Source organism: Streptomyces calvus (assembly GCF_006782915.1).
Classification (GTDB): Bacteria; Actinomycetota; Actinomycetes; order Streptomycetales; family Streptomycetaceae; genus Streptomyces; species Streptomyces calvus.
On record NZ_VCNP01000008.1, the window covers coordinates 67,395 to 87,597 of the forward strand.

A 20,203-nucleotide genomic window follows, 5' to 3' on the forward strand; every position below is an offset into this window, starting at 1 on the left:
CGTCGATCGATGGCCGACTCACCACAGTATTTCGACCTGATCACCATGGGCCGCATCGGGGTCGACCTTTACCCGCTGCAGACCGGCGTTCCGCTGTCCCAAGTGGAGACATTCGGGAAGTTCCTGGGCGGTTCCGCGGCCAACGTGGCCGTTGCCGCCGCCCGACTGGGCCGTTCCGCGGCACTCGTCTCACGCACCGGCGCAGATCCGTTCGGCAGCTACCTGCACGACGCCTTGCGGGAGTTCGGCGTCGACGACCGCTGGGTCACGCCGGTCGCCGCGTACCCCACTCCCGTCACGTTCTGCGAGATCTTCCCGCCGGACGACTTCCCCCTGTACTTCTACCGCCGCCCCAAGGCCCCCGACCTGGAGATCCACCCCGGCGAGCTGGACCTGGCCGCCGTCCGCGCGGCCGGGATCCTCTGGGTCACCGGCACCGGTCTGAGCGAGGAGCCGAGCCGCTCGGCCACCTTCACCGCGCTGGAGGCCCGGAACCGGGCCGGCACCACCGTGTTCGACCTCGACTGGCGCCCGGTGTTCTGGCGCGACCCCGAACAGGCCCGCCCCTACTACCGCGAGGCCCTGCGGCACGCCACGGTCGCGGTCGGCAACGTGGCGGAGTGCGAGGTGGCCACCGGGGAGCGTGAGCCCGGGGCCTGCGCCGAGGCGCTGCTGGCGGCCGGCGTGGAGCTGGCCGTGGTGAAGCAGGGGCCGAAGGGTGTCCTCGCCGTGCACCGCGACGGCACCCGGGCCGAGGTGCCGCCGGTGCCGGTGGAGGTGGTCAACGGCCTCGGCGCGGGCGACGCCTTCGGCGGCTCGCTCTGCCACGGGCTGCTCTCGGGCTGGGACTTGGAGCGGACCGTGCGCCACGCCAACGCGGCCGGTGCCCTCGTCGCCTCGCGCCTCGCCTGTTCGTCCGCCATGCCGACCGTACCGGAGGTCGCGGACCTCCTCGCGCGGGCCGCGTCGCCGCACGCGGCGGGCCTGCCGAGCCAGCCCTGAACGGAGCCCTTCGTTGAACCTCAGCATTCCCGATCTGACCGCGGTCCGGGCCCGCAACCCGGAGGCCGTCGCCGAGGCGGCCGCCCGGCGGGCCCGTCGTCCGCTGATCGGCGACAGCGGCCGGCTGATGATCGTGGCCGCCGACCACCCCGCCCGGGGCGCCCTCGGCGTCGGCGGCCGGTCCCTGGCCATGGCGGACCGCGCCGACCTGCTGGAACGTCTGTGCATCGCCCTGTCCCGGCCGGGCGTGGACGGGGTGCTGGCCACCGCCGACATCCTGGAGGACCTGCTGCTGCTCGGGGCCCTGGAGAACAAGGTCGTCATGGGTTCCATGAACCGCGGCGGCCTGGCCGGGGCGGACTTCGAGATGGACGACCGCTTCACCGGCCACCGGGCCGAGGACATCGCCCGGCTCGGCTTCGACGCCGGCAAGCTGCTGCTCCGCGTGGACTATGCCGACCGTGGCTCGCTGACCACCCTGGAGTCCGCCGCCCGCGCCGTCGACGCCATGGCGGAGCACCGGCTGCCGGTGTTCGTGGAGCCGTTCATCTCGCACCGGGTGGACGGCCGCGTCCGCAACGACCTGTCGGCCGAGGCGGTCACCCGCTCCATCGCCATCGCCTCCGGTCTGGGCGGCACCTCCGCCTACACCTGGCTGAAGCTCCCGGTCACCGACGACGTCGACGACATGGAGGCGGTGCTGCGCACCTCGACGCTGCCCGTGGTCCTGCTCGGCGGCGAGGTCGGCGACCAGGAGGCGGCGTACGAGCGGTGGGGCAAGGCGCTGCGGCTGCCCACCGTGCAGGGCATGGTCGTGGGGCGCTCGCTGCTCTATCCGGCCGACGGCAGTGTGGAGACGGCGGTCGACACGGCCGTCGGCCTGTTGTGAGAAGCCCGTTCGAAGACGGAGGCATGGCATGACGTATCACCTTCCCGCGGGCAAGGCCCGCTCCGGCCCCCACCTCGTCGACGTGACCCCCGAGACGGCGGGCTGGGGCTATTCGAGCCTGCGCGTGCTGGAGCTGCCGCCCGGTGGCACGCACGCCTTCGACACCGGCGACAGCGAGTGGATCGTGCTGCCGCTGAGCGGCGGCTGCACCGTCACCGCGGCCGACGACTTCGGCCACGAGAGCTTCGAACTCACCGGCCGCACCGGCGTGTTCGACGGCGTCACCGACTTCGCCTACGTGCCGCGCGACGCCCGCGCGACGGTGTCCTCGGCGGCCGGCGGACGGTTCGCGCTCACCGGCGCCCGCTGCACCCGCCGGCTGCCCGCCCGCTACGGTCCGGCCTCCGCCGTCCCGGTGGAACTGCGCGGCACCGGCAACTGCTCCCGACAGGTCAACAACTTCGGCGCGGCGGGCGTGTTCGAGTGCGACAAGCTGATCGCGGTCGAGGTCATCACGCCCGGCGGCAACTGGTCCTCCTTCCCGCCGCACAAGCACGACGAGCACCGGCCGGGCGAGGAGTCCGTGCTGGAGGAGATCTACTACTTCGAGTTCGCCGGCCACGACGGCACGCCCGGCCTCGGCTACCAGCGGGTCTCTCCCTCCGGTCCGGGCCGGGAGACGGACGTGCTGGCCGAGGTCCGCGACGGTGACGTGGTCCTCATCCCGGACGGCTGGCACGGGCCGTCCATGGCCGTGCCCGGCCACCACATGTACTACCTCAACGTCATGGCCGGCCCCGAGGCCGAGCGCGCCTGGCTGATCTGCGACCACCCCGACCACGCCTGGATCCGCGGCACCTGGCCGGACCAGCCGGTCGACCCCCGACTGCCCCTCTACACCGCCCCGGAGAGGTCCGCATGAGCGCCGCCACCCGCCGACTGACCACCGCCCAGGCACTGGTGCGTTTCCTGGCCGTCCAGTACACCGAGCGGGACGGCGTGCGGCGCCGGCTGATCGCGGGCACCTGGGGCATCTTCGGCCACGGCAACGTGGCGGGCGTCGGCCAGGCGCTGGTCGAGTGCGCCGACGTCATGCCGTACCACCAGGGCCGCAACGAGCAGGCGATGGTGCACGCCGCCGTCGGCTACGCCCGCCAGCTGAACCGGCTCTCGGCGCAGGCCGTGACGACGTCCATCGGGCCCGGCGCGACGAACCTGGTGACCGGGGCCGCCCTGGCCACCGTCAACCGCCTGCCGGTGCTCCTGCTGCCCGGCGACTACTTCGCCTCGCGGGTCGCCGACCCGCTGCTCCAGCAGCTGGAGCACCCGGTGTCCGCCGACGTGTCCGTCAACGACACGCTGCGGCCGGTGTCGCGGTACTTCGACCGCGTCACCCGCCCGGAGGCGCTGATCCCGTCCGCGTTGAACGCCGTGCGGGTGCTCGCCGACCCGGCCGAGACCGGCGCGGTGACGCTGGCCCTGCCGCAGGACGTGCAGGCGGAGGCGTACGACTGGCCGGAGGAGTTCTTCGCCGAGCGTGTCTGGCACGTCCGCCGTCCCGCCCCGGACCCGGTGGAGCTGGCGGCGGCGGTCCAGGCCGTACGGGCCGCTCGGCGGCCGCTGGTCGTGGCGGGCGGCGGCGTCCACCACAGCGAGGCCGAGGAGGCACTGAAGTCGTTCGCGGACGCCACCGGCATCCCGGTCGCCTCCACCCAGGCCGGCAAGGGCTCCCTGCGCCACGACCACCCGGCCGACCTCGGCGGCATCGGCCACACCGGTACGGCGGTCAGCGACGAACTGGCCCGCACCGCCGACCTGGTGATCGGCGTCGGCACCCGGTACACCGACTTCACCACCGCCTCCGGCACCCTCTTCCAGAACCCGGACGTGCGCTTCCTCAACCTCAACATCACCGGCTTCGACGCGCACAAGCTGGCGGCCCGCACCCTGGTGTGCGACGCGCGGACCGGTCTGGAACAGCTCACCGAGGCGCTGGCCGGACACCGGGTCGACGAGGCGTACGTGTCCGCGTACCGGGCCGGCAAGGAGCGCTGGGAGCGGGTCGTCGAGACCGCCTACCGCGCCGCCGACGACAACGCCGTGCCGACGCAGACGCAGGTGCTGGGCGCGCTCGACGACGTCGTGGGCGACGAGGACGTGGTGATCAACGCGGCCGGTTCGCTCCCCGGCGACCTGCACAAGCTGTGGCGTGCGCGCAGCCCGCGCCAGTACCACCTGGAGTACGGCTACTCCTGCATGGGTTACGAGATCCCGGCGGCCCTGGGCGTGCAGCAGGCGGCTCCCGGAACGCCGGTGTGGGCGCTGGTCGGCGACGGCACCTACCTGATGATGCCGACGGAGATCGTCACCGCCGTCCAGGAAGGCCTGCCGGTCAACCTGGTGCTGATCCAGAACCACGGCTACGCCTCCATCGGCGGTCTGTCCGAGGAGACCGGCGGCGAACGCTTCGGCACCGCCTACCGGCACCGGGCCGCCGACGGCACCTTCACCGGCGCCCCGCTGCCCGTGGACCTGGCCGCCAACGCGGCGAGCCTCGGCATGGACGTGGTGCGCGCCAAGACGGTACGGGAACTGCGGGACGCGCTGGCCGGCGCCCGCGCCTCCGACCGGCCGACGTGCGTGTACGTCGAGACGGACCCGGCCCCCACCGCTCCGCCGGCCGAGGCCTGGTGGGACGTGCCGGTCGCCGAGGTCGCCGGCCGCGAGGCCGCCGTCCGGGCCCGCGAGCGGTACGACGCGAAGGTCGCCGACCGCCGCCGCCACCTGTAGCACCGCCCCGCCCTCACTCCCGTCCGCGTCCGCACCAGGAAGGTACGTCCATGGCGAAGACCGGTGACCCCGCACGTGCCGCGGCCGAACCCGCGCTGAGCACGCTGGACTTCGCCCTGGACCGGGGCAGTCCGGTGCCGTTGTACTACCAGCTCGCACAGCAGCTGGAGGCGGCGATCGAGAACGGGGTCCTCGCCCCGGGCAACCTGCTGGGCAACGAGGTCGACCTGTCCGTGCGCCTCGGCCTGTCCCGTCCCACCGTCCGCCAGGCCATCCAGTCCCTCGTCGACAAGGGACTCCTGGTCCGGCGGCGCGGGGTGGGCACCCAGGTGGTGCACAGCCAGGTCAGACGTCCGCTGGAGCTGAGCAGCCTCTACGACGACCTGGAGGCCGCCGGGCAGGCCCCGGCCACCCGGGTGGTCCGCAACGAGACGGTCCCGGCGTCCGCCGACGTGGCGGCGGCCCTCGGGCTGGCCGAGGGCGCCGAGGTGGTCCTCCTGGAGCGACTGCGCAGCACCCACGGCCAGCCGGTCGCCCTGCTGTGCAACCTCCTCCCGCCCGGCCTGCTGGCCCTCGACAGCGCCCGTCTGGAGTCGACCGGCCTGTACCGGATGATGCGTTCGGCCGGCATCACGCTGCACAGCGCCCGCCAGACCGTCGGTGCCCGCTCGGCCACCGCCGACGAGGCGGCCCGCCTGGACGAGAAGGAGGGCGCGGCGCTCCTCACCATGCAGCGCACGGCCTACGACGACACCGGGCGGCCGGTGGAGTTCGGCACCCACATCTACCGCGCGTCCCGGTACTCGTTCGAGTTCCAGCTGCTGGTCAGGCCCTGAGGCGCGGGCCGACGGCTCAGTGGGCCGCGTCCAGCCGGGCGCGCTGCTCCGCCGACAGCTCCAGGTCCACCGCGGCCAGGTTCTCCTCCAACTGGGCGAGCGACGACACGCCGGTCAGCGGGAGGATCGGCATCGTGTGGCCGATCTGCCAGGCGAGCACCACCTGGTTCGGCGTGGCACCGGTCTCCCGGGCGATGTCGTGCAGCACGGCGAGGCGGGCCGGGGTGCCCGGGTGGTCGTAGTCGCCGGGGATCCGGTCGGGGCGGGTGTAGGCGCCCTTGAGCAGCGGTGAGTAGGCGACCAGGGTGAGGGCGGGCTCGGCCCGCAGGTAGCCGGCCAGTTCCGGGCCGGCGTGGCCGAGGCTGCCGTCGGGGAAGAGGGCGTCGGGGATGTCGGTGCGCGGGCGCAGCAGGCTGTGCTGGTACTGGAGGACCTCGTAGCCGGGCAGTCCGGCCGCCGCCGCGAGGGCCCTGGCCCGTTCCACCCGCCACACGGCCTGGTTGCTCACCCCGAGCAGCCCCACCGTGCCCTCGGCGACCAGCGCCCCGAAGGCCTCGACGGTCTCGCGCTGGGGGACGGTGTGGTCGTCGATGTGCGCGTACAGCAGGTCCAGCCGTTCCGTGCCGAGCCGTTCGCGGCTGCGTTCGGAGGACTCCCGGATCACCTTCGCGGACAGGCCCTCGGGGTTGTCGGTGAAGCTCGTGCCGGGGGCGAGGGGGCGGGCGCCGAGCTTGGTCGCGACGACGATCCCGTCGCCGACGCCGCGGCTGCGCCGCCAGCGGCCGAGCAGTTCCTCGCTCTGCCCGCCCTGGCCGCCGTCGACCCAGAAGGCGTAGTTGTCCGACGTGTCGATGAAGTTCCCGCCGGCCTCGACATAGCGGTCGAGCAGCGCGAAGGAGGTCTTCTCGTCGGTCACCGACCCGAACAGCATCGCGCCGAGCGCGAGCACGCTCACCCGGCGGCTGTGCGGGCCGGTGCCGATGGTGCGGTACTTCATGGCTGGTGTCCCTCCTGTTCGGCGCCCCCTGGTCGGGGCAACCGAACGGGAGTCTTCCTGTTGGAGCGCACGCGAAGTCAAGCGTGGCGGGGCGCCTGGGGATTCAGCGGGCGAAGGGGCCCTCCAGGGCCGCCCACTGGAGCAGCATGATGGTCTTGGCGTCGTTGATCTCTCCGGTGCGGATCATCTCCAGGGCCCGCCGGAAGGGCAGTTCGAGGATCTCGATGTCCTCGCCCTCCTCGTCCAGTCCGCCGCCCTCGTGGGTGCGGGTGGCGGCGCCGTAGGCGGCGGCGTAGAAGCTGACGCGTTCGGTGACCGAGCCGGGGCTCATGTAGACGTCGAAGACGTGCTGGACGGGGCCGATGGTGTGGCCGGTCTCCTCGACGACCTCTCGGCGCACGGCGACCTCCGGGTGCTCGTCGGCGTCGTCGAGCAGACCGCCGGGGGTCTCGATCAGCATGCCGTCCGGGTGGCCGTTGACGTACACCGGGAAGCGGAACTGGCGGGTGAGCAGGACGGTTTCGCGTTCGGCGTCGTAGAGGAGCATGGTGGCGCCGTTGCCGCGGTCGTGCGTCTCGCGTTCCTGGGTGCTCCAGGTGCCGTCGGCGTGTTGGAATTCGAAGGTCGTGGTCCGCTCCACGTACCAGTGGCTGGAGAGCAGTTGCACGTCGCGGATGCGGACGCGGGGGTTGCCGGTGAGGTCGCGACCGGTGCGGTCGAGTCCGGTGCGGCCCCGGCGGTCCGGGGTGTCGACTCCGGCGGTCATCGCCGGGCCGCCTCACGGGAGGACGCGCACGGGCAGGTCGTGGGACAAGTGGTCATGCCCGCCTTTATATCCGGGGCGCGACGGACGTGGCTTGATCTCGTCGCCTGCCCGGACGGCGGGTCCGTGATCAGCGGAGGCAAAACAGCACTTCAGACCTCAACCTCCGCGCTTTTCGGGTGAGTTGGGCGATTGGTCCGTGTGATTGACATGCACAGGGTGCTCTTTGTTAGGACCTCGGCTGCCGACTGCCGTCCGGCAGCCGGTCCTTGGTCCCTCGAAAGGGAAACCGATGCACAGACCACGGGCCGCACGGCTCCTGGCCTCGAGTGCGGCGCTGGCGGTCCTCGCGACCGTCGCGCCGATGACACCGGCGTTCGCGGCGCCACCCGACACAGGTCGGCTCACCACGGGACTCCGGGACTTCTTCTCGGGCCGGGACACCGATCCGCCTGCCCCGCCGGAACTCCCCGACACCGACGTCCCCGCCGACGACAAGCTCGCCAAGCCGAGGAACGCGCCGAAGGCCAAGCGCGTCGAGGAGCTGACGGAACGGCGGACGCCGCACTCCCGTCACTGGCGCATGTCGGACGGGCGGATCCAGTCCGAGGTCTCCGCCACGCCCACCGCGTACCGCAAGGGCAAGGGCGAGGACGCCGAGTGGAAGCCCATCGACACCGCGGTCACCGACACCGGCCGCAAGGGCTTCGAGAAGGCCAACACCACCAACCTCGCCCGCACCTACTTCGGTTCGCGCCCCGGTGAGCTGGTCCGCTTCGAACTCGACGAGGGCCACTGGGTCGCCATCGGCCTGAAGAAGCCCGGTGCCGCGAAGCTGACCCCGTCCGTCGACGGCAACAAGGTCACCTACCGCAACGCCCTGGGCCGGGGGATCGACCTCTCCTACACCGTCGGCAACGGCAGCGTGAAGGAGGACATCGTCCTCAACGAGCGTCCCGAGGACACCCCGTCCTTCGAGTTCACGCTCACCACGGGCGGTCTGACCGCGAAGTCGGAGAAGAACGGCACGATCTCGCTGTACGGCGAGAACTCCCCCGTCGGCACTCCCGCGCTGGTGATCCCCGCGCCGTTCATGACGGACGCGAAGAAGGACACCGCCTCGGCCTACGGCACCGCCGGCACCGACGCCGTCCGCCAGGTCCTCACCGGCGGGGATGGATCGTACGGCGTCACCCTGAAGCCGGACGCGAAGTGGCTGGCGGCGCCGGAGCGCCGCTACCCGGTGACGGTCGACCCGACGGTGACGATCGCGCCGACGCCGTCGCAGTCCGCCGACGCGATGATCTCCTCGGACGATCCGAGCGCCAACTACGCCGACCTCTGGCGCCTCTCGGTCGGCAACACCAGCACCGGCTCCTCGCGTGCGCTGCTGCGGTTCGGACTGTCCGGCATACCCGCCGGCACGCGGCTGGATTCGGCCGAACTGAAGCTGTACTACGACCAGACCCACACCACCGGCGCCACCGAGGTCCGACTGGAGGCGCACCGCGCCACCACGGCGTGGACCGAGTCGGGCGCCACGTGGGCCAACGCGAACGGCATCACCGGTGAGCTGTCCGGCACGTCGGTCGTCGTCGACGACGGCGACTCCGGCACCACGGCCGCCCGGGGCGCCTGGCCCACCTCCGGCAACACCTCGTACACCCAGTACGCCGTCGGCCAGGACTACCGGTACAACAAGGACACCACGGCGGGTGACACGTACACCTGGCAGCCGAGCCTCCCCGAGGACGGCGAGTACCAGGTCGACGTGCACTACGTCCCGGCCTCCGACCGCGCCGCCGACGCGCCTTACACGGTGGCGTACGACGGCGGCAGCAGGACGTACCAGGTCGACCAGCGGGCGGGCACCGAGGGCGTCTGGAAGCCGCTGGGCAAGCACCCGTTCAAGGCCGGCACCACCGGCCGGGTCGTGCTCGGCGACGGCCCCGCCTCGACGTCCACGGCCGTCCTCGCGGACGCCGTGCGCTTCACCAAGGGCGGTGTGGTCACCAAGCAGCCGCAGGCGGTCAACACCTGGCACTCCTTCCCGGTGACCAGAACCGTCCAGCAGTGGCTCGACGGCACGTACGACAACCACGGCTTCGTGGTGAAGGCCGCCGACGAGTCGGCCAGCGCGCCGAAGGGCGGCCCGCGTTACGAGGCCGCCGAGTACGCCTACAAGGGCGAGGTCGCCAACTATCCGAAGCTGGTCCTCACCTGGGGCGACCAGGGCGTCGACGTCGACCCGCCCAAGGTCGTCCACTCCACCGGTGCCGAGCTGAGCTGGCCCGCGTACACCGACCCGTCGACCGCCCCGGGCGACGACATCGTCGAGTACCAGGTCCACCGCAGCGTCTTCCAGCACTTCACGCCGTCCTCGCAGACCCTGGTCTCGCCGGTCCCCAAGGACACCCGCGCCTACACGGACACCTCGGCCCGGCCCACCCCGGCCGACTCCGCCGAGGAGTTCGGCGACGCGTACTACTACATGGTGGCGGTGAAGACCCGCAGCGGACAGGTCCTGCCGTCCGCCACGGAACTGGTCCGGCTGCCGAAGGCCGGCCGCACCACGGTGGTGCTCCAGTCCGGGCAGAGCGACACCACGCTCTCCTCCGCGCAGCCGACCACCGGTCACGACACGCTCACCGACGCGGGGGTCTCCCACCCGTGGCTGTCGGTGGGCAACAACTCGGCCACGTACGGCACCACCCGCGCGGTGCTGAAGTTCCCCTCCGTCGCCGACATCCCGGGCAACGCCCGGGTCCTCGAGGCGCAGCTGAACATGTGGGGCTTCCAGACCTCCACCGACTCGAGCGGCGCCGTCTACGAAGCGCACGGACTGACACGTGACTTCGACGAGGCGACCGCGTCCTGGACGAAGGCGGACGCCACCACCGCCTGGACGACGGCCGGTGGCGACATGGACGCGGCCGTCTCCGACACGGTCGGCACCGTCACCAACGACCCGGCACGGCAGTCCTGGTACATCACCTCGCTGGCGCAGAGCTGGATCTCCGACCCCTCCGGCAACCACGGCGTGGCGGTCAGGCTGCGCGACGAGTCGACGGCGGGCCCGCGGGAGCGGACGCTGTTCCTCTCCTCGGAGGCCGAGGAACCGCAGCTGCGCCCGCAGTTGGTCGTCACGTATCTGACGAAGTCGACGGAGGCGACGTACCACGCCCCGTACACGCCGTCCCGGATGATCCCGGGTGACGAGTACACCGTCGACGTCACGCTCACCAACACCACCACCAGCACCTGGGCGGCGGGCAGCCACGCGCTGTCCTACACGTGGTCGCTCCCGGACGGCACCGACGCCACCACGGGCGGCAACCAGCTGCAGACGGCGCTGCCGGGCGAGGTCCTGCCCGGCGACTCGGTCACCGTGCCGGCCAGGCTCAAGGCCCCGATCAACTCGGACTCCGGCAACAAACGCCTGGACTACGTGCTGAAGTGGGACCTGAAGAACACCACCACCGGCACCTGGCTGTCCGGCGCCGAGGGCATCGCGCCGCTGGCGCAGAACATCCGCACCGAGGACCCGACCTCCAACCAGCTCGGCCTGGAGAAGTTCTACTCCTACGCGGGCAAGAACACCGGTGCCGGCTCGTCGCTGATGACGAACCTGTACGCGGGCAACAGCGTCTGGCAGTACAACGCGTTCTCCAACCCGGGCCGCGGCATCGCCACCTTCGCCCGGTTCGCGTACAACTCGCAGGACACCTCCGACACGGTCCTCGGCCACGGCTGGTCGGCCCAGGCCGCGATGCCGCTGCGCCTGGGCGCCGCGCTGGACTTCCATCCCAACCCCGACCCGACCGAGGTCACCCTTCCCGACGGCGACGGCACCGCGCACGTCTTCCGCAAGCAGGACGACGGGACGTGGCGGGCCCCGGCGGGCGTGCACTACCTGCTGCGGCAGGGCACCGGCACGGACTGCGTGCCGAACAAGGACGGCGACCCGAGGGCCTGGTCGCTGACCCGCCCCGACCGCACCCAGTTCTTCTTCGACTGCGACGGCTACCTGACGTCGATCGTCGACAAGAACGGCAACACGCAGACGTACACGTACGCCGAACGCCGGTCGAACAACAAGCCGGTCAAGTTCCTCACGTACATCGAGGACCCGTCCGCGCGTCAGACCCTGACGGTCGAGTACTACACGAAGGCCGACACCAACAACCCGAAGATCATCGACCACGTCAGGTCGATGACCGACGTCTCCGGGCGGAAGATCACCTTCGGGTACTCCGACCAGGGCCTGCTCACCACCCTCACCGACGGTGCGGGCAGTGCGCAGCCCAAGGTGTTCCGCTTCACGTACGACATGGAGCAGGGCAACAAGAACGCCAAGCTGGTCGCCGTCACCGACCCGCGCGGCAACTCGACCTCGCTGGACTACTACTACCCGAGCGAGGGCGACGACCCGAAGTTCCACTGGAACACGCAGACCATCACCGACCGCCTCGGCCATGACACGGGGTACGTGTACACCGACCCGGACGGCACGGCGGGCTCGTTCGTCCAGACCCGGGTGACCGACGCCGAGGGCAACGCCACCGTCCAGTCGCTCGACGGTTACGGCCGGCCCAACACCATCACCAACGCCAAGTCGGAGACGACGAAGCTGGGCTGGGACGCGGACAACAACGTCACGCGTCTGGAGGAGGCCAACGGGGCCGTCACCACCTGGGCGTACGACCCCAAGACCGGTTACCCGCTGGAGCAGAGGGACGCCGAGGCCAACAAGAACGGCACCGAGGCGCGGACGTTCACCTACTCCTACGGTCTGAACGGCCACATCGCCGACCTCCACCAGAAGACGTCGCCGGAGGGCCGCGCCTACCGGTTCGGCTACGACACCAAGGGCAACCTGACCTCGGTCACCGACCCCAAGGGCGTCGCCAGCACCGAGATCGGCGGTGACTACACCAGCCGCACCGAGTACGACGCGTACGGCCGGGTCACCAAGGAGATCGACGCCAACGGCCACGACACCGAGTACCGGGACTACGACCCGGTCGGCTACCCGGAGACGATCCTCGACCCCCTCGACCACCCCTCGCGGTTCGAGTACGACGTCCGGGGCAACGTCACCAGGGTCGTCAACGCCAAGGACGCCGAGGTCACCCAGACCTACGACGTCTACGGCCGGCCGCTGGAGAAGAAGGAGCCGGTCAAGCAGAGCCAGGGCCGGTTCGTCGTCACGCCGGCCCCGGAGTACGACGCCAACGACAACATCACCACGGCCTACGCGCCCAACGGGTCGGAGACGACCTCGGTGTACGACAAGGCCGACCAGGTGACCGAGACGGTCGCCCCCGGGGACGAGGCGACGGATCCGGGCCGCACGACCACGACGACGTACGACAAGGTCGGCAACGTCCTGACGGTGACCGAGCCCCAGGGCAACCTGACGGCGACCGCCGGGGACTTCACCACGACGACCCGCTACGACACGGTGTACCAGCCGGTCGAGGCGGTGGACGCCGAGGGCCACCGGGCCACCTTCGAGTACGACAGCGTCGGCAACGTCGTCAAGGTCGTCGACCCGCGGAAGAACGCCACCGCCGACCCCGACGACTACACCACCAGGTACGAGTACGACCTGAACCACCGGGTCGTGCGGACGATCGACGCGCTCGAGTGGGCCACCTCCGTCCGGTACGACAAGGACGGCCTCCAGGTCGCGTACACGGACGCCGAGGGCAACGAGTCGCTCGCCACGTACGACGAGCGCGGCGCCCTGGTGGAGTCCAAGTCGCCGGTGAGCGAGAACGGTTCGGGCGAGATCACCTACCGGACGACCCGGTACGAGTACGACCAGGTCGGCAACCAGACCAAGACGATCACTCCGCGCGGTGTCGCCACGACGGACGACACCACGGACTTCACCGCGGAGACCGTCTACGACGAGCTGAACCGGGTCAAGGAGGAGCGTTCGCCGTTCGACAAGGACGACGTCCGCTACTCGTCGCCCGACTCGACCTTCTACTTCTACGACGAGGTCGGGAACCTCAGCCAGGTCTCCGCTCCGCCGTCGGACGGGCAGTCGGTCCGCAACGTCACCAAGTACACCTACTTCGACAACGGGTGGACGGAGACCACCACCGACCCGTGGGACATCACCACGTCCTACGACTACAACGAGCTCGGCCAGCAGACCAGGAACACCCTGACCTCGGCGGGCGGTTCCCAGCAGCGCACCATGCTGTGGGAGTACTACCCGTCCGGCAACGAGAAGGCCCGCTCGGACGACGGTGTCCCGGTCGGCCGGCACGTCGTCCTGGTCGACAGCTCGGACTTCAACAACACCGCGACCCAGGGCAACTGGTCGCGGACGCAGGCCGAGCAGGAGTACGGCTACGACACCTACTCGCACGCCGCCGGTGACGGCTCCGCCTCGTTCTCCTGGCAGCTCAACATCCCGCAGGACGGCACGTACGAGGTCTTCGTGCGGCACCCGAGGATGACGGGTGCGGCCACGGACGCGAAGTTCCGGGTCGACCACGACGGCGGCAGTGCCACGAAGACGGTCGACCAGACGCAGCGCACCGGTGAGTGGATCTCGCTCGGCTCGTACGCGTTCGTCGAGGACGGCCCGCAGAAGGTCACCGTCACCGACGCGGCGAACGGCACCGTCCTGGCGGACGCGGTGAAGCTGGTCCGCTCCAACTCCGGCGACACCGACGACGAGAAGAAGTCCTTCACCTACAAGTACAACGCCAACGGCAACAAGGTGGAGGTCAGGGACCTCTCGCCGGGCGCGAAGATCGACACCTACCGGATCGCGTACGACGGTCTCAACCAGATCACCAAGGTCGAGGAACTCGCGGCCGGCACGGTGAAGAACACCACCGCGCTGACCTACGACGAGAACGGTCACCCGCTCACGTCCACCCACGACCTGACCTGGTCCAAGATCGAGTACGACGAGCGGGACCTGGTCAGGAGGGTGACCAACGCCGATTCGCCCACCGCGGGCAATCAGCAGATCACCACGATGACCTACACCGGCCGCGGGCAGCTGCTGAAGCAGACCAAGCCCAACGGCAACACGCTCGACATGGCGTACTACCTCGACGGCGCGGTCAAGCAGTCGCTCGAGAAGACGTCGGGCGGCACGGTGGTGGCCCAGCACGACCTGGAGTACTCCCTCAACGGGCACCGCTCCAAGGACACGCTGAAGCTGATGAACGCCGACGACAACTCGGCCTACATCAACAACACGTACTCCTTCACCTACGACCCGCAGGACCGGATCACCGAGGTGGACAAGGCCGGTGACGACCCGGCGACCGAGTCCTACCGGTACGACCGCAACAGCAACGTCGTCGAGCAGACGGTCGACGGTGCCACCACGACCCAGCGGTACGACCGCAACCGGCTGCTGTCGGCGACGACCAACGGCGTCACGGCGACGTACAACTACGATCCGCTGGGCCGTCTCGACACGGTCAGCGCCGGCGGCCAGACCAGCGAGAAGTACTACTACGACGGTTTCGACCGCACGGTGAAGGTGCGGGCGGGCGTGGGCGACGCCGCGGTGACCACGTCGTACGTCTTCGACCCGTTCGACCGGACGGTCTCCCAGACCACCACCGGCACCGAGGGCAGGACCACGGCGTTCACCTACCTCGGCCTGGACAGCACGCTCCTGCGTGAGGCGGTCGACGGCAAGCCGGACAAGGACTACCAGTACCTGGCCGGTGGTCAGCGCTCCACCCAGGTCAAGCACAAGGACGACGGCACGAAGGAGTACTCGCACTTCGTCACGAGTCCGCGCGGCGACGTCGAGGCGATCACGAAGGAGGACGGCAGGACCCGCGCCACCTACGGCTACACGGCCTACGGCTCGGCCGACGAGTCCCAGATGACCGGCGCGGACAAGCCGGGCACGGACGGCGGCGAAGAGGGGGCGAAGGACGACTACAACTCCTTCCGCTTCAACTCCTCCCGCTGGGACGGCCCTTCGGGCACGTACGACATGGGCTTCCGCAACTACGACCCGGGCCTGAACCGCTTCCTGACCCGGGACTCGTACAGCGGTGCCATGTCGGACATGGCGCTGGCCACCGACCCGTTCACCGGCAACCGTTACGCCTTCGCCGGCGGAAACCCGATCACGTTCGTCGAACTCGACGGCCACCTGTTCGGGCTCTCGCTGTCCGACATCGGCCACGCGGCGCTCGACGTCGTGGGTCTGGTCCCCGTGGTCGGCGAGGTCGCGGACGTGGCCAACGGCATCTGGTACGCCGCCGAGGGCAACTACGCCGACGCCGCGCTCTCCATGAGCTCGGCGATCCCGTTCGCCGGGTACGCGGCGACCGCGGTGAAGGCCGGCAAGTACGCCAAGAAGGGCATCGACGCCGTCGACTCGGCGAACGACACCCGCAAGACGGTGGACAACGCCGGTGACGTGGCGACCCCGCCGAAGCCCAAGGCGGAGGAGCCCGCCGCTCCGAAGAAGCCCGAGGCGAGTTGCCCGGTGGGGCAGAGCTTCGTGGCGGGCACCCGGATCGTGCTGGCGGACGGCGGCTCGAAGGCCATCGAGTCGCTGGAGCTGGGTGACGAGGTCCTGGCCACGGACCCCGAGACCGGGGACACCCGGGCCCGGACGGTGATCGACACCCGCAGCCACGACACGGACGAGCCGCTGGTCACCCTGACCGTCGACCGGGACGGCGAGGACGGGAAGGCGAAGCCGGGCAAGATCACGGCGACGGCGGGCCACCCGTTCTGGCTGCCGGACTACGGTCAGTGGGTCGAGGCGGGTGACCTCGAGTCCGGGATGTGGCTGCGCACCGCGTCCGGCACCTGGGTCCAGATCACCGCGATCGACCAGGCGCACCGCTCCGAGCGCGTCCACAACCTCACGGTTTCGGGCGTCAACACCTACTTCGTGCAGGTCGGCGGGACCCAGGTCCTCGTCCACAACGCCACGAACTGTGAAGTCCAGGCCGAACTGGCCCAGATGCGCAAGGACATGGGCATGAAGTCGGTCGCGGACGAGGACGCGGCCCATGCCCTGAACAGCAAGACCAAGAGGAACACGCTCGGCCGGCTGGACTTCGACGGCGGCCGACCGTCGGTCTACGGGCAGAACGGCCGGTTCGAGCGGCCGGTCCCCTTCCCCGGGAAGGGACACCGGATGACCGCCACGTCCTACGAGGACCACGCCGAGGGCGACATGGTCACCCAGGCTCTGGCCAAGGGACTCAAGGGCGGCAACGCGAAGATGTACACCGACCGCGGCACCTGCAACTTCTGCAGGAACTCCATTGCCGGGTACGCGGAGCAACTCGATCTGGACAGCCTGGAGGTCTATGGTCCGTCCGGTCTGCTGGGCCGGTACACCAAGCAGGCCGGCAAGGTCGAATGGTTCTGATTCCCCGGAGACAGGGGCCCGGCGGCCCCTGTCCCTGACATAGGACCGTGGGCCGGTTCCCGACCGATCGGGAGCCGGCCCACGGCATGACCGGCTGTTTCATGAAAGGTAGGCTTTTTCCATGTTCGACGTGGCGGCTGAGCTGAGGGGCGGGGTCAAGGGCCCTCGGCACGCCTGGGATTTCCTTCGTGCCTTCGCCGCGGAGTGGGTCGGCGTCCCCGTCGCCGCAGGGCACGGTTCACCGACGGAGGACCTGGACGCGGCCGAACAGGAACTGGGTTTCGTCCTGCCCTCCGCTCTCCGCGAGGGCTTCCTCCTGCTGGGCTCGCGCGACGACCTGACGAGGAACCAGGACCCGCTGCTCCAGCCGACGGGCCTGTTCGTCGAGGACGGGGTGCTGGTGTTCCGCCGGGAGAACCAGGACTGCGCCTGGTGGGGCATCTCGCTGGACGAGGTGGAGCAGGACGACCCGCCCGTCGTCGTACAGTCACCCGACGGCTGGATTCCGTTCCTGGACCGGATGTCCACCGCCTGGGTGGAACTGGTCCTGAGCGAGACCCTGTTCGCCGACGCCGCACCGGGGCGCGGGCTGCACGACGCCTGTGAGCTGCCGTCGAGTTCCCTGTCGGCCCTGGAGGCCGCGTTCACGCGGGTGGACGTCCCGGACTACCCGATGTGGGTGGGCCCCGACGACTCGCCGGTCCGCTGGTACGCCGGGCCGGGATGCCTGTTGCGGCGGGACGGTCTGGAGGATCTCAGCTGGCTGTACGTGCGCGGTTGTACGGACGAGGTGACGGAGGGCATCCGGCGCACCGTCCCGGGGCGCTGGGAGCGCGGCTCCTGACCGACGTCCTCCCGGGGGCCGCGCACGGTCCCCGGAAACGGCCGAGAGGCTGTGTCGGTGTACTCCGACACAGCCTCTGACCTGCGACTTCGCAAAGTCGGGACGACAGGATTTGAACCTGCGACCCCTTGACCCCCAGTCAAGTGCGCTACCAAGCTGCGCCACGTCCCGGTGCGCTCACGTGCGGTGAACCGCGTGATCGCGCGAAGAGAACTTTACCCCACACCGGGCCCCGCGCCGAAGCGGGCCCGGGCGCGGGACAATCGGCGTATGGGCAGCATGGACAGCACTTCTCCCGGCAGGCCGGCCGCCGCGCGGGACCGGGACGACGAGGGGCGGGCGCGTAACGCACGGCCGCGGGACGGTCTCGGGCGGCCCCTGCCGTACGGCGCGCCGGGTGTGCCCCGACAGCCGGAGGGCGTGGTGCGGCGGCCGGAGGAGAGCGTGGCGGAGGCGCAGCGGCTGCTGGACGAGGGGAAGCCGTTCCACGCGCACGAGGTGTTCGAGGACGCCTGGAAGTCCGGGCCGGAGGGCGAGCGCGAGCTGTGGCGGGGGCTGGCCCAGCTGGCCGTGGGGCTCACGCACGCCGCGCGGGGCAATGTCACCGGCGGGGCGCGGCTGTTGCGGCGCGGTGCGGGCTCGGCGGAGAAGTGGGCCGCGGGGGCGGATTTCCGGCCGTACGGAATGGATCTGGCGGGGGTGATCTCCTGGGCGCGGGAGCTGGCCGCGGAGGTGGAGCGGGGCGGCGGCGTCCCGGTCGACGCGGCGGCGCGGGCGCCCCGGCTGCGGGGAGCCTCCTGACCTCCACCGGGGGCCGGACTTCGGAGACCGGACTTCCTGAAGACCGGCCTCCGCTGAGAGGCTCTCCTCGGGACCGGACTTCCTGAAGACCGTTTCCGCTGAGAGGCCTTCCTCGGGACCGGCCCTTCCTGGAGACCGGCCTTCCTCGGAGAGAGGCCTTTCTTGAAGAGCGGCCGGCGGAGTGACCGGATGCGGTGCACACCGCGCGGGCGGCGTGCGGCAGACTCGGGGCGTGCGAGAGATTCATGTCATCGGTATCGGCGCGGGCGACCCCGACCAGCTGACCCTGCAGGCCGTCAAGGCGCTGCGGGACACGGATGTGTTCTTCATCCTGGACAAGGGCGAGGCGAAGGCGGACCTGACCCGGCTGCGCCGGGACATGCTGGAGGCACACGTACCGGACCGGGCGTACCGCGTCGTCGAGGCGCGCGACCCGGAGCGGGACCGGACGGCCGGCGGGACCGCCTACTCCCCCGCCGTCGGGGACTGGCGCAGCGCCCGCGCGGACATCTACGAGCGGCTGATCGCCGAGGAGCTCGGCGAGGACGAGACCGGCGCGTTCCTGGTGTGGGGCGACCCGGCGCTGTACGACAGCACGCTCGGCATCCTGGAGGAGGTCCTGGCCCGCGGGGCCGTCTCCTTCACGTACGACGTCGTCCCCGGCATCAGCAGTGTGTCGGCGCTCGTCGCCCGGCACCGGACGGGCCTCAACCGGGTGGCCCGCCCGGTGCAGATCACCACGGGCCGGCGGCTCGCCGAGGGTTTCCCGGAGGGCGTGGACGACGTGGTGGTGATGCTGGACGCCCACCAGACCTTCCGTGAGCTGGCCGGACAGGACGTCCACATCTACTGGGGCGCCTACATCGGCACGCCGGACGAGATCCTCGTCTCCGGCCCGATCGACGAGGCCGCTCCGCGGATCGAGCGGCTGCGCGCCGAGGCCCGCGAGCGCAAGGGGTGGATCATGGACACGTATCTGCTGCGCCGGGGACCGGCCGAGGGCTGAGTCCGCGGTCAGGGCCGGAGAGCGGCGTCCAGCAGGCGCAGGGCGGCCGGCACGTCGGGGACCGCGGCGACCCCGTCCGGCAGCGGCGGGCGCCGGACGACCACGACCGGCAGGGCGAGGTCGCGGGCCGCGGCGAGTTTGGCGGAGGTGGCCGCTCCGCCGCTGTCCTTGGTGACCAGGACGTCGATGCGGTGGTCGCGCAGCAGGGCCGTCTCGTCGGCCGTGGTGAAAGGGCCCCGGGCCAGCAGGACCCGTGTGTGCGGCGGCACGGGCGGCTCGGGCGGTTCCACCGACCGGACCACGAAGTGCAGTGAGTCCAGGTGGGCGAAGGCCGCGAGGCCCAGGCGTCCGGTGGTGAGGAGGACCCGCTGTCCGAGCCGGGGCAGCAGGTCGGCCGCGGCCTCCAGCGAGGGCACCGGGTGCCAGCGGTCCCCGGGGCCCGGTCGCCAGCCGGGGCGGCGCAGCACCACCAGGGGCAGTCCGGTGGCGGCCGCGGCCGTTGCCGCGTTCGCCGTGATCCGCTCGGCGAACGGGTGCGTCGCGTCGGCCACGGCGTCCACGCGCTGTTCGCGCAGCCAGCCGGCCAGTCCCTCCGCCCCGCCGAACCCACCGACGCGCACCTCGCCCGCGACCGCGCCGGGCCGGGTCACGCGCCCGGCCAGCGAGGTGGTCACCCTGGTTCCGGGGCGGGCGGTGAGCGCGGCGGCCAGTTCGCGTGCCTCGGTGGTGCCGCCGAGGACCAGGACGTGGGGGGACATGGCGCCGAGCGTACGAGAGCGGGACGTCCCGTACGGCACCGGCCCCGGACCTCCCGCGCGGCGGCGCCGGGACACCGCGTCCGGGCGGTCGGCGCGTCGCCGGGGACGCGACGGTGATCAGCATCC

At 71.1% G+C, this 20,203-nt stretch carries 12 protein-coding genes and 1 tRNA gene; 9 read left to right on the forward strand and 4 right to left on the reverse strand.

The features are described 5' to 3' along the window. The first annotated feature begins 9 nt into the window (after positions 1-9). Genes iolC through FGW31_RS03220 form a run of 5 tightly spaced genes read left to right on the forward strand, consistent with a single transcriptional unit; the run spans position 10 to position 5,517 of the window. A complete protein-coding gene (gene iolC, locus FGW31_RS03200) occupies positions 10-1,002 on the forward strand; it encodes a 5-dehydro-2-deoxygluconokinase (protein ID WP_142191772.1) in 993 nt (330 codons plus the stop codon). A gap of 13 nt (positions 1,003-1,015) precedes the next feature. Continuing rightward, positions 1,016-1,891, forward strand: a complete 876-nt coding sequence (locus FGW31_RS03205; protein ID WP_142191773.1) for a Cgl0159 family (beta/alpha)8-fold protein — start codon at positions 1,016-1,018, stop codon at positions 1,889-1,891. A gap of 28 nt (positions 1,892-1,919) precedes the next feature. Then, positions 1,920-2,813, forward strand: coding sequence for a 5-deoxy-glucuronate isomerase (gene iolB / locus FGW31_RS03210; RefSeq protein WP_142191774.1), 894 nt, complete (start codon positions 1,920-1,922; stop codon positions 2,811-2,813). Next, a complete protein-coding gene (gene iolD / locus FGW31_RS03215; RefSeq protein ID WP_142191775.1) occupies positions 2,810-4,681 on the forward strand; it encodes a 3D-(3,5/4)-trihydroxycyclohexane-1,2-dione acylhydrolase (decyclizing) in 1,872 nt (623 codons plus the stop codon). The genes iolB and iolD overlap by 4 nt, the downstream gene beginning before the upstream one ends. Positions 4,682-4,731: 50 nt before the next feature. Next, positions 4,732-5,517 (forward strand): GntR family transcriptional regulator, encoded by a 786-nt coding sequence (locus FGW31_RS03220; protein WP_142191776.1) that lies wholly within the window; start codon positions 4,732-4,734, stop codon positions 5,515-5,517. Between the two features lie 16 nt (positions 5,518-5,533). Here FGW31_RS03220 and FGW31_RS03225 read toward each other — a convergent pair whose 3' ends face one another. After that, complete coding sequence (locus FGW31_RS03225; RefSeq protein WP_142191777.1) at positions 5,534-6,514, reverse strand: aldo/keto reductase; 981 nt, start codon at positions 6,512-6,514, stop codon at positions 5,534-5,536. A gap of 103 nt (positions 6,515-6,617) precedes the next feature. Next, entirely contained in the window at positions 6,618-7,280 is a 663-nt protein-coding gene (locus FGW31_RS03230) for an NUDIX domain-containing protein (protein WP_142191778.1), read from the reverse strand. Between the two features lie 289 nt (positions 7,281-7,569). Between FGW31_RS03230 and FGW31_RS03235 the strand changes: the two genes are divergently transcribed. Then, entirely contained in the window at positions 7,570-16,668 is a 9,099-nt protein-coding gene (locus FGW31_RS03235; protein ID WP_142191779.1) for a golvesin C-terminal-like domain-containing protein, read from the forward strand. A 121-nt stretch (positions 16,669-16,789) separates the two neighbouring features. Further along, positions 16,790-17,512, forward strand: coding sequence for an SMI1/KNR4 family protein (locus FGW31_RS03240; protein ID WP_142191780.1), 723 nt, complete (start codon positions 16,790-16,792; stop codon positions 17,510-17,512). Positions 17,513-17,609: 97 nt separating this feature from the next. Here the strand turns inward: FGW31_RS03240 and FGW31_RS03245 are convergent. Then, a tRNA-Pro gene (locus tag FGW31_RS03245) sits at positions 17,610-17,683 on the reverse strand. Positions 17,684-17,782: 99 nt separating this feature from the next. On the opposite strand from FGW31_RS03245, the gene FGW31_RS03250 reads away from it, so the two are divergent. Both FGW31_RS03250 and cobF read left to right on the forward strand, forming a co-directional pair. Next, positions 17,783-18,313, forward strand: a complete 531-nt coding sequence (locus FGW31_RS03250) for a DUF309 domain-containing protein (protein WP_142191781.1) — start codon at positions 17,783-17,785, stop codon at positions 18,311-18,313. Positions 18,314-18,545: 232 nt separating this feature from the next. Beyond that, positions 18,546-19,319, forward strand: coding sequence for a precorrin-6A synthase (deacetylating) (gene cobF, locus FGW31_RS03255; protein ID WP_142191782.1), 774 nt, complete (start codon positions 18,546-18,548; stop codon positions 19,317-19,319). 8 nt (positions 19,320-19,327) lie between these two features. Here cobF and FGW31_RS03260 read toward each other — a convergent pair whose 3' ends face one another. Continuing rightward, the gene (locus tag FGW31_RS03260) at positions 19,328-20,077 is read right to left on the reverse strand and encodes a cobalt-precorrin-6A reductase (RefSeq protein ID WP_142191783.1); all 750 of its coding nucleotides are present in this window, start codon (positions 20,075-20,077) and stop codon (positions 19,328-19,330) included. Positions 20,078-20,203 lie beyond the last annotated feature (126 nt).

Bases quoted from the DNA above. Each gene is read 5' to 3' on its own strand.
- iolC (WP_142191772.1), top strand. From the start codon at position 10: ATGGCCGACTCACCACAGTATTTCGACCTGATCACCATGGGCCGCATC.
- iolB (WP_142191774.1), top strand. From the start codon at position 1,920: ATGACGTATCACCTTCCCGCGGGCAAGGCCCGCTCCGGCCCCCACCTC.
- iolD (WP_142191775.1), top strand. From the start codon at position 2,810: ATGAGCGCCGCCACCCGCCGACTGACCACCGCCCAGGCACTGGTGCGT.
- FGW31_RS03220 (WP_142191776.1), top strand. From the start codon at position 4,732: ATGGCGAAGACCGGTGACCCCGCACGTGCCGCGGCCGAACCCGCGCTG.
- FGW31_RS03225 (WP_142191777.1), bottom strand. From the start codon at position 6,514: ATGAAGTACCGCACCATCGGCACCGGCCCGCACAGCCGCCGGGTGAGC.
- FGW31_RS03230 (WP_142191778.1), bottom strand. From the start codon at position 7,280: ATGACCGCCGGAGTCGACACCCCGGACCGCCGGGGCCGCACCGGACTC.
- FGW31_RS03235 (WP_142191779.1), top strand. From the start codon at position 7,570: ATGCACAGACCACGGGCCGCACGGCTCCTGGCCTCGAGTGCGGCGCTG.
- FGW31_RS03240 (WP_142191780.1), top strand. From the start codon at position 16,790: ATGTTCGACGTGGCGGCTGAGCTGAGGGGCGGGGTCAAGGGCCCTCGG.
- FGW31_RS03250 (WP_142191781.1), top strand. From the start codon at position 17,783: ATGGGCAGCATGGACAGCACTTCTCCCGGCAGGCCGGCCGCCGCGCGG.
- FGW31_RS03260 (WP_142191783.1), bottom strand. From the start codon at position 20,077: ATGTCCCCCCACGTCCTGGTCCTCGGCGGCACCACCGAGGCACGCGAA.